The 15,255-nt window shown below is 42.4% G+C and carries 13 protein-coding genes; 3 read left to right on the forward strand and 10 right to left on the reverse strand.

Translation table 11 applies throughout. The features are described from left to right. The first annotated feature begins 33 nt into the window (after positions 1-33). Positions 34-315 carry a histidine phosphatase family protein gene (locus EPB74_RS13420; RefSeq protein ID WP_446740005.1) on the forward strand — a complete coding sequence of 94 codons (282 nt, stop codon included), beginning with the start codon at positions 34-36 and terminating at the stop codon, positions 313-315. A gap of 31 nt (positions 316-346) precedes the next feature. On the opposite strand, the gene EPB74_RS00120 is transcribed toward EPB74_RS13420, so the two are convergent. The 6 genes from EPB74_RS00120 to ppsA form a co-directional block, all read right to left on the reverse strand. Further along, positions 347-571, reverse strand: a complete 225-nt coding sequence (locus EPB74_RS00120; RefSeq protein WP_274902136.1) for a hypothetical protein — start codon at positions 569-571, stop codon at positions 347-349. Positions 572-894: 323 nt separating this feature from the next. Next, entirely contained in the window at positions 895-1,410 is a 516-nt protein-coding gene (gene rplI / locus EPB74_RS00125) for a 50S ribosomal protein L9 (protein ID WP_079692064.1), read from the reverse strand. Positions 1,411-1,435: 25 nt separating this feature from the next. Further along, positions 1,436-1,663, reverse strand: a complete 228-nt coding sequence (gene rpsR, locus EPB74_RS00130; RefSeq protein ID WP_058368567.1) for a 30S ribosomal protein S18 — start codon at positions 1,661-1,663, stop codon at positions 1,436-1,438. Positions 1,664-1,679: 16 nt separating this feature from the next. Continuing rightward, on the reverse strand, positions 1,680-2,081 hold the full coding sequence (rpsF, locus tag EPB74_RS00135; RefSeq protein ID WP_079692063.1) for a 30S ribosomal protein S6: 402 nt from the start codon (positions 2,079-2,081) through the stop codon (positions 1,680-1,682). 286 nt (positions 2,082-2,367) lie between these two features. Further along, the gene (locus tag EPB74_RS00140; protein ID WP_274902137.1) at positions 2,368-3,345 is read right to left on the reverse strand and encodes an RDD family protein; all 978 of its coding nucleotides are present in this window, start codon (positions 3,343-3,345) and stop codon (positions 2,368-2,370) included. A gap of 222 nt (positions 3,346-3,567) precedes the next feature. Then, a complete protein-coding gene (gene ppsA, locus EPB74_RS00145; protein ID WP_274902138.1) occupies positions 3,568-5,952 on the reverse strand; it encodes a phosphoenolpyruvate synthase in 2,385 nt (794 codons plus the stop codon). Between the two features lie 373 nt (positions 5,953-6,325). Between ppsA and ppsR the strand changes: the two genes are divergently transcribed. Together ppsR and sthA are read left to right on the forward strand one after the other, a co-directional pair. Beyond that, positions 6,326-7,222: a posphoenolpyruvate synthetase regulatory kinase/phosphorylase PpsR gene (ppsR, locus tag EPB74_RS00150; RefSeq protein ID WP_274902139.1), complete on the forward strand. Its 897-nt coding sequence runs from the start codon at positions 6,326-6,328 to the stop codon at positions 7,220-7,222. 184 nt (positions 7,223-7,406) lie between these two features. Beyond that, positions 7,407-9,050, forward strand: a complete 1,644-nt coding sequence (gene sthA, locus EPB74_RS00155) for a Si-specific NAD(P)(+) transhydrogenase (RefSeq protein ID WP_274902140.1) — start codon at positions 7,407-7,409, stop codon at positions 9,048-9,050. Positions 9,051-9,354: 304 nt separating this feature from the next. On the opposite strand, the gene EPB74_RS00160 is transcribed toward sthA, so the two are convergent. The 4 genes from EPB74_RS00160 to EPB74_RS00175 all read right to left on the reverse strand — a co-directional run bounded on the left by EPB74_RS00160 (position 9,355) and on the right by EPB74_RS00175 (position 14,849). Continuing rightward, the gene (locus EPB74_RS00160; protein WP_274902141.1) at positions 9,355-10,548 is read right to left on the reverse strand and encodes an ABC transporter permease; all 1,194 of its coding nucleotides are present in this window, start codon (positions 10,546-10,548) and stop codon (positions 9,355-9,357) included. After that, the gene (locus EPB74_RS00165; RefSeq protein WP_274902142.1) at positions 10,548-11,843 is read right to left on the reverse strand and encodes an ABC transporter permease; all 1,296 of its coding nucleotides are present in this window, start codon (positions 11,841-11,843) and stop codon (positions 10,548-10,550) included. The genes EPB74_RS00160 and EPB74_RS00165 overlap by 1 nt, the downstream gene beginning before the upstream one ends. Positions 11,844-11,846: 3 nt before the next feature. Next, a complete protein-coding gene (locus EPB74_RS00170; protein ID WP_274902143.1) occupies positions 11,847-13,055 on the reverse strand; it encodes an HlyD family secretion protein in 1,209 nt (402 codons plus the stop codon). A gap of 123 nt (positions 13,056-13,178) precedes the next feature. Next, positions 13,179-14,849, reverse strand: coding sequence for a TolC family protein (locus EPB74_RS00175; RefSeq protein ID WP_274902144.1), 1,671 nt, complete (start codon positions 14,847-14,849; stop codon positions 13,179-13,181). Between the last annotated feature and the right edge of the window lie 406 nt (positions 14,850-15,255).

Below are 15,255 nucleotides of genomic sequence, written 5' to 3' on the forward strand. Positions count from 1 at the left end.
TATCAACATTAGGATGGTCGGCTTTGGGCGCAAATTGAGAAAAAAGACATTGATGATTGGTGCAATGATTTTGCCCACTTTGCGCCAAACAATGGCGAGAGTTTGCAGCAGTTATTTGAGCATATTGAAGGGTGGTTGAATACGAGAAGCATTGAACGAGCTTGTGAGAGAGACAGGACGCCAATATTAGCGGTTGGCCATGCAGGCTGGATTAACGCGGTCAAAATTCTTGCCGCTAGCCAGGATACACCAAAGTTAGCAGCTGAATGGCCACGTTCTATAAATTATCAATTATGTAATCGACTAGATTTTTAGCCAAAGAGATAGCCCCCAAGATAGCTTATCCTTAAGCTAGCTTATCAAATCGAGCTTTATTGTCTTGTGCTGTATTAGAGTCAAAGCTGACATATATGCCTTCATTATCTAATGTAGCATACCAATGGTCATCGTTACTGCTAGTCAATATCTGGAAATACTTATTATTGACGATTCTACCGACAGTATAAATCTCACCCTCTAAGTACACATCATTACCTTGAATACATTTTAATTTATCACCGGTATTTATCATATTATCCTGTCATATTCTGTGGCTAAGTATAGACAGAATATCAATTCAGCGGATTATATTAAAGACGACTTTATGGGTAGTATTTTATTATTAAGTATCAGTCGTATGGGTGATGTGTTACTTGTCATTGCTAAAATTTATTATTATAGGTTGCGGTGAACAATTAAGGTAAAAATCTAGCGGAAGTAAGCATTCTCAGCCACCTATCTTAAAGGAGGTATTCAAGCTCATCTTATGAGCGTGAATATAGCTGCTAATACAAAAAAGCCAGCAACATGACGTTACTGGCTTTTTATATAGACTGAACTCAGATATTCTAAAAATTACTCTTCAGAATAGTCTTCGTTTTCGTCTGCTACATCTTCTTCTACAGCTTGCTCTTCTTTGTCGCCATCTTCAGAAAGAATGGTAACTAGAATAGTAGCGGTAACGTCATGATGTAGTTGAATATCAACATTATATTCGCCAACTTGACGTAAAGTGCCTTCAGGAAGCTTGATTTCAGCACGGTCAACTTCTAGACCTGAGTTAGTCAATGCTTCAGCGATATCGCGAGTACCGATAGAGCCGAATAGCTTGCCTTCGTCGCCTGATTTAGCGCGCATGATAACATTAACGTCAGTCAATGCATCAGCACGTTCTTGAGCAACGCTTACTTCTTTAGCTTCTTCAGCTTCAAGCTCAGCACGACGTGCTTCGAACTTTTCAATGTTAGCTGCGTTAGCAGGTAGTGCTTTACCCAAAGGGATAAGAAAGTTACGTCCGTAACCTGGTTTCACATCGACAGTTTCACCGAGTTTACCAAGGTTGACGATACGCTGTAACAAAATAATTTGCATGAGTCATTCCTAGTTAACGGTTAAATTACTGATGGTTGTCAGTATACGGAAGTAGCGATAAATAACGAGCTTGCTTGATAGCAGTAGCTAGTTGACGCTGATATTTAGTAGAGGTACCGGTAATGCGGCTTGGTACGATTTTACCATTATCACTGATGTACTGTTTTAGCAATTCAACATCTTTATAATCGATGTGAGTGATGCCTTCAGCAGTGAAACGGCAGAATTTGCGACGGCGATAGAAACGTGCCATGAGTATTCTCCTTTAATTAGTCATCACTGTTGTTGTCGTTGTCGTCATTATCATCACGATCTGGACGACGAGTAGTTGCTTTGCGTGCGCGTTTTTCATCGGCATTCTTGGCTAACTGCGACTCTTCAGTGACAGCGTCGTCACGGCGCATAACTAGACTACGAATGATCGCGTCGTTATAACGGAATAATTCTTCAAGTTCAGCTAAAGTCTCACCGTTAGTTTCAATGTTGAAAAGAACGTAATGAGCTTTGTGAATCTTGTTAATTGGGTAAGCCAGTTGACGACGACCCCAATCTTCTAGACGATGGATTGTGCCGTTGTTGTCTTGAACTAACTTGATATAGCGTTCAACCATGCCGACCACTTGGTCGCTTTGGTCTGGGTGTACAAGTAACACCAGTTCGTAATGTCGCATTATGACTCCTTACGGATTAGTAGCTATTAACCCTATGTTAATAGCAAGGAGATTTATAAGGTAAGCTCAAATCCTGACCATTATTATAAAAAATAACAGGGAATAAGCTTAGTTTATAAAGCGCCGTATTATAACAGTAGTCACTGATGAACACAAAGGTTAATCAATGCGCCGCTGTTAATAAAAATTATTAATTGAAATCATTGTTCTTTTATCGATAAAAAAGCAACGCTAATACGCTGCTTTTTATCACAACCATCAGAGGTATTAATAACCAACAAAAGGGTTATTTTATTTTAGGCTCTTTTACTAATTGACTGCTGTCAGCTTTAACCACTAGGGTTTTAGCCAGTTTGTCATGCCAACCGATATTTTTAGGGCTTTTAGAAGCCATATAGTAATTCACGGCTAACAACAGAGCGGCTATAAAGGTAGTAAAAAAAGGTAAATAGATAAGTACTAATAAAATAGTACGCATGCCTACTAGTCTAAAAAAAGAAGGTAAACGGTGCGTGGTTCGATCGACTACCCGAATACCTGTAATAACTTTACCTATCGACTGTCCCCGTAAAACAATAAATACGAGTTGTATAGTAACGAGGCCAAATAACATAACATTCGATATCAGCTGTGTGCTTTGCGGTATTTTTTCGGCTAAGTTTAGAGAGAAAGCGAGCATTTGATCCATACTCGCTAAGTCTGTAGGAAAACCACCCAGCTTATTTATAGCCATAAATAAAGGTAAAAATGCAATAATCAGTAATAGCCAGTCAATAGCTGTGGCTAGTAGGCGCGACATAATAGGCGCAAGTACCACATTACCAATGACTTTGTCGTTAGCAGTGGCGTTTTTATTCGCACCAGATTTATTCAGCGAGACATTGCCAGTTGGCTTATATTGACGATTGGTCGTCATGTCTGCTTTGGTGTTTTTAGTGGTATCTTTTGAGCGTTCAGGTTTGCCATATAAGCGATCTAGCGATACCGACTGTTTGTCTTTATTAGCATCTGCTATATCATCTTCTGGGAAAACAGTGACATTGTTGATAATAGAGTCATTGACCTCAGGCGTTGCTATATGAGTAGCTGCAGGGCGATAAAAGGCTTGATTGTTCGTCAAGTTACCAACGCGCTGCCACTGATCTAGGCCTTCGTGCCAAATCAAATCATCTAATTGCACCTCACCAGAGGTGAGCATAATATTGAGCTGATCCAAGGTGTATGGACCGGCTTGTACGTTATTTCGAGCAAGGAAAATCTGCATAGTTGCCTACATCGTTGGTCATATCTTAGATCACTATATTAGGGCGTATTTAAAATTCACAAGTCGTTTTCTTTAGAAATATACTTGCCTGCTAAATACAGCATAGGGTTTGTATGCCATGTCATCAAAATGAATGATGATTGGCACACAAACCCTAATAATAAAGTGTACTAGTATTGCTTGTTACTACTAATCTTTAGTACTTAACCTTTAGACGGCAGCTTACTTTACTTCTTCACCCGCTAAGAAGAACCAAGTGTCTAGTACTGAGTCAGGGTTTAATGACACAGAACTGATGCCTTGCTCCATGAGCCACATAGCTAGATCTGGATGATCTGATGGACCTTGACCACAAATACCGACATATTTGTCTGCTTTACGGCAAGCATCAATTGCCATAGATAGTAGTTTTTTAACCGCAGGATCACGCTCATCAAATAGATGTGAGACGATACCTGAGTCACGGTCAAGACCTAGGGTCAACTGAGTCAAATCGTTTGATCCGATTGAGAAACCATCGAAATGCTCTAGGAACTCTTCTGCAAGTAAGCAGTTGGTTGGTAGCTCACACATCATGATAATGCGTAGACCGTTTTCGCCACGTTTTAGGCCGTTTTTCTCAAGTAACTCGATCACTTGTTTGGCTTCGCCAACCGTACGGACGAATGGAATCATAATCTCAACGTTGGTCAAGCCCATCTCATCACGTACGCGCTTTAGTGCTTTACACTCAAGCTCGAAGCAATCACGGAAGTTATCAGAGACGTAGCGGCTAGCACCACGGAAACCAAGCATTGGGTTCTCTTCTGATGGCTCGTATAATTTACCACCAAGCAAGTTAGCGTATTCGTTTGATTTGAAATCTGACATACGAACGATAACAGGCTGATCCATAAAGGCAACGGCTAACGTTGAGATACCTTCAACCAATTTATCTACGTAAAAATCAACGGGTGAAGCATAACCGGCGATGCGCTCATTAATAGCTTGTGAAATTTCACGTGGCAAGCTGTTCATGTTAAGCAGCGCTTTTGGATGCACACCAATCATACGGTTAATGATGAATTCAAGACGGGCAAGACCAATACCTTCGTTTGGCATTTGGGTAAATGAGAAAGCACGATCTGGGTTACCAACGTTCATCATTACTTTGAAGGCAAGCTCTGGCATAGACTCAACAGAGTTGGTTTTTACTTCAAAATCAATCTGACTCTCGTAAATAAAGCCTGTGTCACCTTCAGCACAAGAAGCGGTCACGTCTTGACCGTCAACCAATAATTCTGTGGCATTACCACAACCAACAATCGCTGGTACGCCAAGCTCACGAGCGATAATCGCCGCGTGACAAGTACGACCACCACGGTTAGTGATGATAGCTGACGCACGCTTCATGACCGGTTCCCAATCCGGATCCGTCATGTCTGATACTAGCACATCACCTTCCTGTACTTTATCCATCTCGTTTAAGCTGTTAACGATACGAACTTTACCAGCACCAATACGTTGGCCGATTGAGCGACCTTCGCACAATACTTTGGCACCAGTGGTGTTAATGACATAACGCTCCATGACGTTGCTGTCTTGACGGCTCTTAACGGTTTCTGGACGGGCTTGAACGATAAAGATTTTATCGCTATCACCGTCTTTCGCCCATTCGATATCCATCGCTCGGCCGTAATGCTTTTCAATGGTCATCGCTTGCTTGGCAAGTGAATTCAATTCTTCAGTCGATAAAGAGAACTGCATGCGATCTTCTTTTTCGACATCAATGATTTTTACAGATTTAGTGGTGCTACCTTCGTCACCGTAAATCATTTTCTTATGCTTACTGCCTAGGTTACGGCGAATAATCGCAGGTTTACCATTAGCAAGTAGTTGCTTTGATACATAGAATTCATCAGGATTAACCGCGCCCTGTACAACCATTTCGCCCAAGCCATAGCTTGAAGTAATGAATACTACTTGATCAAACCCACTTTCTGTATCTAGCGTGAACATAACACCAGCAGCGCCAGTTTCTGAACGTACCATGCGTTGAACCGCTGCAGATAGAGAAATACCTGAATGCTCAAAGCCTTGATGCACACGATAAGAGATAGCACGGTCGTTATAAAGAGACGCAAATACTTCTTTAATAGCGATAAGAACGTTATCAATACCACGAATGTTTAGATAAGTTTCTTGCTGACCTGCAGATGAAGCATCCGGTAAATCTTCATTAGTCGCAGAAGAACGTACAGCAACGGCAATATCTTCACCAGCGCTCATTTCTTCGAATGATTTACGTACTTCTTGCTCTAAATCTTTTGGCAATTCTTGTTCAATAATCCAATTACGGATTTTTTTACCAGTCTCAGCCAGCTTATTAACGTCATCAACATCTAATGATTTCAGCTCACTATTAATTTTGTCAATAAGACCAGTTTCGGTCAAAAAACGGTCAAAGGCATTTGAAGTGGTGGCAAAGCCGCCTGGAACACTAACACCCAAATCAGACAGGTTGCTGATCATCTCGCCAAGCGATGCATTCTTACCGCCGACCATGCTAATGTCGTCTTTTCCTAACTGATCAAGATTGATTACAAGTGCTGTAGATTTCGCCGCCATGATAACTCCAGAAAATAAGGTTATTTAGTAAGGATTATAATGGTCGATTATACCCCTATATTTTGAGAAATTCGAGAGCTTAAAGCAAAAAAATGATGAAAAAGGTACAAATTGTGAGATTTGCTACATATTTATGAGAAGGCTGCATAAGATTTGGCGAACTTAATATTGGTTTTACTTTGAGTCGTGATATCAGAATCTACGTAATGCTAAGTGTACGCTTGTAACATTGGTTACTATTGAGCGCCTATTATGCGTATAATATCAGGCATAAATGTGAGACGCAGATGACCAAACTATTCAGCGCTAGATGCTAAAAATCAAAAACGGCTATTGAGTTTTCAACCAAGGTTTAAATAAAGGTGTCAACGTTATGTACGTAAACCATTCGTCCCCACAAGCCAATTCTACGATTCAGAACAAGCAGGCTTTAGAGGTCGATAACGCAGAAAATATAAGAACGGCATTTTTTATCTCTGATGGCACTGCGATTACCGCAGAAACCCTTGGACGCGCTATTTTGAGTCAATTTGCCTCAGTGCCTTTTGAGACGCGAGTGTTACCTTATGTGGATAATTTAGAGCGTGCTGAAGATGCGGTTGAGCAAATCAACATGGCTTATCAACGAGATGGCTTACTGCCATTGGTGTTCGATACCATTGTAAACCCTGAAATTCGTGAAAAAATCAACTCAGCACACAGCTGTAACTTGGATATGTATGAAGGTCTAATCGGACGCGTAGCGGAAGAGACCGGTGTAGAGCCGGATGGGCATTCAGGTCATGCGCACGATAATGTCGATTCTGAAACCTATAAAGAACGTATCGATGCGGTGCATTTTGCGCTAGATAATGATGATGGGGCGCGTACCCGTCATTATCATGCGGCAGATATTATTCTTATCGGAGTTTCGCGTTCTGGTAAAACCCCAACGTCATTATACTTGGCGCTACAATTTGGTATTCGTGCGGCCAATTATCCTTTGACTGAAGAAGACTTAAACGACAATCAGCTCCCAAAAGCCTTACGTGAGCATAAACACAAGCTATTTGGTTTGATCATCGATACCGATCGCTTGGTGAAAATCCGTCAAGAACGCCGCGCAGGTAGCCGTTATTCCAGTTATCAGCAATGTCAGCAAGAACAGCGTGCCATACAAGGTATTTATACTTCTCAGGGCATTCCAAGCCTTGATGTCTCAGAGATGTCGGTTGAAGAGATTGCCACTCGAATCTTACAGATGACCGGTTTGAAACGCCGCATCGGCTGATTAAAATCATTCACTACATTATCTAAAAAATAATGACAGCTCTAGCATCATAGTAGCTGAGATTGCAAAAAATCTTATCACCACGTATGGTAGGCAAACTTTAGCGCCATGACTTTGATTTCATTTATACATTGATGCATTCATAGCCTAAAAAACAGATTCATAAATTAATAAAGAGGATACGATGGGAAGCAAACCTATAAGCGACGCGACCAATGATACCGGTAAAGATACTCATACTGAGGTGTCTAATAAAGAGAGTGGCCGCGCGCCAAACCCTGAGCATACTGAGGGTAAAAACAAAAAAGAGAGAATCGAACAAACCCATGAGCAGGTCACTGACGATATCATGCATCATCCTGATTTGGTCAATCCGCTCGATGATACGCGTATTGATATTAAATCGGGCTTCAGCAAAGACTCAAAACGCCTAAAAAATGACAAACATGAGTTTGAATACGATGCTGTCGTACTAGGGGCAGGTCCTGCTGGTGAAGCAGCCGCGATGAAGTTATCCAAATCTGGTAAAAAAGTAGTGGTTATTGATCCGCGTGAGCAAGTCGGTGGTAACTCAACCCACGTCGGTACGATTCCGAGTAAGGCGCTGCGCCAATCAGTATTTAACTTAATTAACTTTCGCCGTGACCCAATGTTCACCAAAGCGATGGATTATGAACAAGTCCCACTAAATATCGTTTTAGCCAAAGCGCGTCAAGTGATTCGCAATCAGGTCACCACTCACGCGCGCTTTTATGAGCGTAATCGTATCGAGGTCATTCAAGGTTGGGCAAACTTTATTGACGCGCATACATTACGAATTGAAATTGACGAAAATACTTTCGAAACCATCACTTTTAATAAAGCTATTATTACCGTTGGTAGCCGCCCTTATCGTCCTGAAATTTTAGACTTCGATCATCCGCGCGTTTTTGACTCTGATAAAATATTACAAATGGATTATGTGGTCAGAAAGATTATCATTTATGGTGCAGGGGTAATTGGTTGTGAGTATGCCTCTATTTTCACTGGTCTGGGTTATAAAGTTGATTTAATTAATAACCAAAATAAATTGTTAAGTTATCTGGATAGCGAGATTAGCGATGCGCTTGCCCATGACTTTAGACAGTTTGGCGTCGTTATTCGTAACAACGAAGAAATTGATCATCTTGAGACCCATGATGACTGTGTAATATTGCATCTTAAAAGTGGTAAAAAAATTAAGTCTGATGCCATTCTATGGTCAAATGGTCGCTCAGGTAATACAGAAAGTTTAAATTTAGAAGCGGTGGGGCTTGAAGCCAATAGCCGTGGTCAGTTAAAAGTAGATGATACCTATTGTACTGAAGTCGACAATATTTATGCGGCAGGTGATGTTATTGGTTGGCCATCATTGGCTTCAGCTGCCTATGATCAAGGCCGTTGTGCTGCAGCATTTATGGTCGGTGATAGTGATGCTGAGCCAGTATCTAGCGTACCGACAGGTATCTATACTATTCCTGAAATCTCGTCTATCGGTAAGACGGAGCAAGAGCTGACGGATGCTAAAGTTCCTTATGAAGTCGGTCAGGCTTTCTTTAAGCATCTGGCACGCGCACAAATTATCGGCGAGCGTTCTGGGGTCTTAAAAATCTTATTCCATCGTGAGACATTAGAGATTTTAGGTATTCATTGCTACGGTAACCATGCTTCAGAGATTATTCATATTGGCCAAGCAGTGATGAAGTGTAATGCGACGCTTGAATACTTCGTGAATACGACCTTTAACTATCCAACGATGGCGGAAGCGTATCGAGTAGCGGCATTAAATGGCCTTAACCGTGTGTTCTAAAAGTCAAAAACGTTAAAGTAGGTCAATAAAAAGCGTCTGCAATATTGCAGGCGCTTTTTATTGGTTATATATATTTGAACTTTCAGATTTTATCTTAATAGTGCATGAAATGAAGTCTTCAAAACTGTTTTTATACTCCCATTCCTACTTGAAAGCCTTTATACGCATCATAAGCTAAAAAAGAAAGGACGATAACTAACATCATACAAAATCCGATTAAAAATGCTTTTTTAATTTTCATCTTATTTCTTAGACTCCTCAAAATACTTTAAAGTCATATTAATGTAGTTTTTAGGTTTCTACGTTAATAAGCGCTTTTACGCTCTGACGTAAACCAACGGATAAATAGTAGAAGCAAAAAGTAAAACAACCACAGTCCTGCCAACGCATAAAAACCTGTCGCCACTTGCGCGACACTAGCTCCCATTTGATTAAGCTGAACAGAGGTGTTTATGCCCGGTGTGGTTGGTAATAACCAGCGAATGATTTGTAAAAATTCTGGAAGTTGGTTTGCTGGCCACGGGTAACCGCTGACAAAAAACATCGGTAGCGAGCTGAAAATTAAAATTTGCATACTGCGCTCACGCTGGCGAAACCAAAGGCCCACTACGCAACCCAGTGTTGCCACAGTTGGGCAAAACAACAGTAGGAATAATAGACTGCCAAGCATATTTTGCCCGCGCGGATAATGGTGAAGCTCGAATGCCCAGCCATAATAAAAGCAGCCAATAACGAAGCTGAACATGCTCATCGCCGCAATACGACCAAGCCAGCCGCGAATACTGGTTTTATGACGACGTCGCTCATACCAAGTTCCAACCAGCATCGCCGTTGACATCAAGAGCGTTTGTTGCAAAATAAGAATGGATACTGCAGGCACGACGTAAGCGCCATAACCTTCTGTTTGATTGTACAAAGGGATAATCTTTAATGGCACCGCTTGGGTGTTGGCAGCGGCGGTAGCTAAATATGCTCCTTGCGCCACACTTTTCTTAACTTCAATACCTGCTGATACAGTACTGACCGCTTGTAAAAACCCCATTTGTACGTTTTTATTTAACAGAAAATAGCCACCATTACCCAGAACGCTGACACTAGCTGCTTTTCCTGATAACACTTGCTGTTCAAGTCCTCTTGGGATAATCATATAACCCGCGATTTCATCTGTCCACATGGCATCGATGGCTTCTTGCTCATTTAAAAAGCGTTTGGTATCTAGCAGCGGGCTGGCACTGGCATAGCGGACGATGGTTTGTGATAAATTACTATTGTCCTTATCAATAATACCAACAGGTACATGGTTAACGATTTCCGTTGAATACGGCCAAGGATAAAAGAAGCCATAAATAATAGGCGCAATCATCAATAATAACAGCACGCCTTTATCAGAGAAGACGTCTTTGATGGTCTGTAAAAAGCTGCCAAAGAAGCTTGTTGATGAATTCTCTGTTGAATTTGGCGTTGTGGTAGATAAATTATTTTTTGGTGATAATGACATTAGCGTGCTCCCCAACGTTCAGGATGCGCCAGTGCGCGTTTACTCAACAAAGCGGTTAAGAACATAGCGATAAGCGTCGCTAGAGTGAGCCCATAGACAATTGGCAATGACACAGCAACCGGCGCTTGCATCTGTAGTTGGGCAATGTGTAGCTTAAGATAGTGGGTAAGTGGTAGGGCATCTGACCAATGTTGGGCGCTGTCACTGATGGCGATATAAGGGAAGGTAACGCCCGCAAATGCATAGGAAGGCGCTGAAATAAAACCAGTAGCTGACAAGCCCATACGTAATGAGTATGAACCCAAGGTGAATAATGCCCCCAGCCAAAATGATAGCATCATCAATAGCACCAGACCAAGATAAGTGGCAATGATAGAGCTGACGGCGATGGATTGCTGCGGCGCTGCAAGCCATATTGCCAGTATTGCCCATATGCTGTAAGCGAGAATCGGCCAAAAATACTTGCCCAATAAGCCAAATATTAACACTAAAACACTCACGTTTTTTGGTGCTGGTAATTGACTACTTGCCACGTTATCTAAGGTATTAGCTTCAATATCATTAGAAGGTAGCGTTAAGTCAGAGCGACTGCCATCAATAAAGCGATACCAACGTCCTATGCGCTTATCACGCAGCTCACGGCCGATAGTCGTTGCACCGACAACCATTGCTAAAATATGCAACAGTGCAGGAATGACCGTTGACGCCAAAAATTGTTGATAATCGGTAACTGCATTAAACAAGCTGATACGTTGAATACTGATAGGTGAGTAAGCAATCGCCGCTTGTGATGGTGCCACACCTTGCTTCACTAAACGCTGTATCTCAACGCCTGCCGATAATGTGCCGATTACCGACTGGACACTGGTTTGAATGATGCCAGAGTGGGTACCGTATTGAGCATTTACTTGCAAGATGATGGGAGCGGGTTTGCTTGATGAGATATTGCGGGAGAAATCCTCAGGGATAATAACCACGGCATAAATATCACGTTGCAAGATGGCTGCTTCTGCCGCAGCAGGCGAATGATAAAGCTGTTTCACTGTCAGATTAGGGTTGGCTTCCAAATAACGTACGGCAGTATTGGCTACAGGCCCCCGATCATTGTCAATCACGCCAATGGGTAAATCTGTGATTTGTATTTGGGAAAAAATCCACCAAATCAGTAACACAGTAGCCAATGGTATCCATACCACCATACTAAAATCCCAAGGATTTTTGGCTAAAAAACGGCGCTCGTAGGCAGCACTGCGTAAAAAAGCATTACCTAGCCTACTTAGCTTGGTTAGGCGCATGGCTTACTCTTGAGTCTGATTAACAAGGGCGGGATTGATGCGCACAACAACGCTCATACCCGAGCGAATCCGTCTGTCAGGCGCTGTCGGTCGCGCTTTGACTTCAAAGGTACGGACATCAAAACCATCGTCGTTATTGGTCGGGCGCCAAGTTGCAAAGTCAGATAACGTAGAGGTGGCATAAACAGTAAACTGTTTGGTATAAGGTTTCTCAGGCGATGATAAAGCGGGAATAGTGCCAGTAAAGCGCTGACCAATCGCAAACTGGTTCAAATACGTTTCAGTGACATTTAATACCACCCATTGCTCATTGGTATTGACCAAGGTAAGTAAAGGAACCCCTTGACCAATGACTTCGCCTGCATTGACAATGACAGTATCTACAACGCCAGCAATAGGGCTTTTTAAGTTCGCTTCTTCTTTTGCCACCAAAGCTTCCTCTAATTGGGCATCGACTTGCGCGACTTGTGCTGTTGCCGCTGATTTATCTTCACTGCGAGCGCCTTCCATTGCTAACTCATACTGCAAGCGTGCGGCTTCAGTTTGATCTTGGGTAGCCAAATATTGCGCATAAGCCTCATCGCGTTTTTGCCGTGCCATCAGTCCTTCTTCATAAAGGCGATTGACCCGCTGATAAGTGTTTTCGGCCAAATCAGATGCCGCTTTGTTGGCTTGCCACGCCGCTTTTGCTTGAGCGATCTCTTGCGGGCGGGCACCATTTTCTGCTTTATCTAATTGACTCTGTGCCATTTGCTTACCGGCACGCGCTTGATTGATCTTCGCATTAATCTCAGGAGAGTCCATCTCAATCAGCTGCTGACCGACCGTAACAGCATCACCTTCTGTGACCATAATTTTTGCAATACGTCCGGGCACTTTTGCCGCGATGGACGTTTGCTGCATTTGCATCTGCCCTTGCAAGGTAATAATCTCAGGCTCATTGTGTTGATTGCTTTTGTACAAACCATAAGCAATTGCGCCCAATATAATTAGCACAAGTAGCGCCAAAATTGCCTTTTTTATCATCGCAGACTTATCGGTTTTTGCTGAATCGCGCTTATAACTCGGGACTGTTTGCTGTTGTTCAATGTCATTTGCATCGACCACAGGATCAATGGGCACCTGCTCATTATCAGTATTGCTTGATTCGGTTGATTGGTCTGAGTCGTTTAATTTACGCGAGTCGTCTGATTCGTTTGTAGATTCAGTCATGACAGTGAGATTCCTAAAGCAATAAAGTCGGTAATAAACAGAATAAGTCGTTTGTTGTTTAATGTTTTTTAAGGTGTTGTCTAATATAGCACCATGCTCTGTTAAGAGAGCAAATTGGATATGCTATTTCTCATACAATGTTGGTAGCCGAATATCGGCGGCATTAAGATAAGCATTAAAGGCGAGGGGCGTACCGCAGCTTTGCATAAGGGCTGCGAGCGACTGTACATAACTGTTCGCCGCTTGCGCTTGTTCGGTACGCGCTTTAAGAGACTGTGTTTGTGCTTGGACTACCTCAATCGGGGTATTTAGTCCTTCTTGCAGCCCTAACTGCCGCAAACGCAGTACTTCTGCTGCCAGCTCAACGTTACTTTGTAATGCCTGATAACGTGATTGGGCATTATTAACATCGTGCCAGTTTTTTTCGACCAGTAATAATAGATTGTCACTGACTTCAATCTCAGACAAATCGGCTTGGCGTATTTTGGCATTACTTGATGCCAATGATGCGGTTTTATCGAGCCCGCCCCATAGCTTCCAGCTTGCAGATATACCCGCTACCCAGCTGGGATCTTTTTCCACTTGCCCATAGCCATATAGCATAACGGTAGGCTTATAACCGGTATCTGACAGCGCATGTAGTTGCTGGGCCTGCGCACGCTTAGCGGCGACTTTTTGTAAACCTGGATGATTGGTGAGTGCCAAATCCTGAAAGTAGGTTACATCTGGTAGAGGACGGCTAGAAACAAATAGCGGAGTTGATGGTTTGATGCGATATTCAGTGCGCAATAGGCGCTGTAGAGCCATCATTGCTAGCCGTGCATCATTATTGGCATTGACGGATTCGCTTTTGGCGTCGGCAAGCGCAGATTGTGCTTCTAAGCGATCAACGCGTGAGATGAAACCTTCTTCAAAAAGCCGCTGCGCCATATGATCAGTCTGTTGCAAGGTATCATAAGCATCATCGCGTAAGTAGGCTGCAATGATGGCCAGTTGCGCCTTAAAATAACGCTCAATCAAGGTGTTATAAAGCTCGTTTGTATCCAAGATGCTGTCTGCGACGGCCTCTTGGGTACGGGCATTAGATACGCCTGTCAGCGCCGTAGTGCGTCCAGCGGTATAAATAGGCCATACCACGCCAATTCCTGCGCCTGTGGTTGAGCCCGAACGCTTTAACTCGTAGTTGTCTGGGATACGCTCACCAACCAATTCACCAAAATTTGGCAAATCCGGAATAGGGGGGATGATATTATCCACATTACTATTAATATCGTTGACAATACCGTTTTTGAGTGTCGATAAATCAATATCTGCGTCCAAATTGTAAGCATTGGCAGAAACTCTAGCAAATACCAGCGGATGATCTATGGTTTTGAGAGCGTCAGTTTGATATTCACTGGCGGCAATCGCCGCTTGGTTAGCAGCGATTTTTGGTGATACTTGTAATAAAATGTTTTGCGCTTGCTCGAGGCTTAAAAGGCTAGACACTGTTAAGGGATAGCTATTATCAACACTCTTATGAGTAATAGGATCAATAAGAGTGGTCAGACTCTTGCGATGCTCAGCTTTATCAATTTCAGTATTTGTAGTGACTGTTTCAACACGCCCTAACTTATCCACGTTTTGGATATTGATTGGAGTGTCAGCATCAATAATTTGTGTCACAGCGACGGGTGTCACTTCATTCTGTGCCCGAATATCATTCTCGTTAGCGCTGGCGGCGGTAGACGCAGCTGTACCTATGAGCGTAATCGTCATCACAGTAGTAGATAGAGTCGATAAAGCAAATTTCATAAGTCACATAAGCCGTTAATTAGAGTACAAAGTCATTAGAATCACGCACAATACATCGCCGCTATCAACCACGCTCAGTATGCAAAATACCTATCGTTGGCATCAAGCCGGTAGCATTGGCTGTTGTTTATTATATTTCGCCACTGATAAGGCAGAGGTAATACTATAATCTATTCACAGATACTAAGACTTTGTTATTGATAACAAAGCGTACACTGTAGTGGCACAATGGTGACGGGTCAATGCTCAGTATTTTCTTATTTTGCGTTGTATCAACATGGATTTTATGGTAGAGATTGTATTTATATCAAATCATACCACTATTTATAATATGTTTTTCTTTGATTTTGCACGCTTTATAAGTAGTCGATATAAAATCAATGATATTGTCTATACTGCATTTAGG

This window comes from Psychrobacter sp. DAB_AL62B (assembly GCF_028895345.1).
Taxonomy (GTDB): domain Bacteria; phylum Pseudomonadota; class Gammaproteobacteria; order Pseudomonadales; family Moraxellaceae; genus Psychrobacter.

Excerpts from the sequence above, each read along its gene's own strand:
- EPB74_RS00120 (WP_274902136.1), bottom strand. The coding sequence starts at position 571 with ATGATAAATACCGGTGATAAATTAAAATGTATTCAAGGTAATGATGTG.
- rplI (WP_079692064.1), bottom strand. The coding sequence starts at position 1,410 with ATGCAAATTATTTTGTTACAGCGTATCGTCAACCTTGGTAAACTCGGT.
- rpsR (WP_058368567.1), bottom strand. The coding sequence starts at position 1,663 with ATGGCACGTTTCTATCGCCGTCGCAAATTCTGCCGTTTCACTGCTGAA.
- rpsF (WP_079692063.1), bottom strand. The coding sequence starts at position 2,081 with ATGCGACATTACGAACTGGTGTTACTTGTACACCCAGACCAAAGCGAC.
- EPB74_RS00140 (WP_274902137.1), bottom strand. The coding sequence starts at position 3,345 with ATGCAGATTTTCCTTGCTCGAAATAACGTACAAGCCGGTCCATACACC.
- ppsA (WP_274902138.1), bottom strand. The coding sequence starts at position 5,952 with ATGGCGGCGAAATCTACAGCACTTGTAATCAATCTTGATCAGTTAGGA.
- ppsR (WP_274902139.1), top strand. The coding sequence starts at position 6,326 with ATGTACGTAAACCATTCGTCCCCACAAGCCAATTCTACGATTCAGAAC.
- sthA (WP_274902140.1), top strand. The coding sequence starts at position 7,407 with ATGGGAAGCAAACCTATAAGCGACGCGACCAATGATACCGGTAAAGAT.
- EPB74_RS00160 (WP_274902141.1), bottom strand. The coding sequence starts at position 10,548 with ATGTCATTATCACCAAAAAATAATTTATCTACCACAACGCCAAATTCA.
- EPB74_RS00165 (WP_274902142.1), bottom strand. The coding sequence starts at position 11,843 with ATGCGCCTAACCAAGCTAAGTAGGCTAGGTAATGCTTTTTTACGCAGT.
- EPB74_RS00170 (WP_274902143.1), bottom strand. The coding sequence starts at position 13,055 with ATGACTGAATCTACAAACGAATCAGACGACTCGCGTAAATTAAACGAC.
- EPB74_RS00175 (WP_274902144.1), bottom strand. The coding sequence starts at position 14,849 with ATGAAATTTGCTTTATCGACTCTATCTACTACTGTGATGACGATTACG.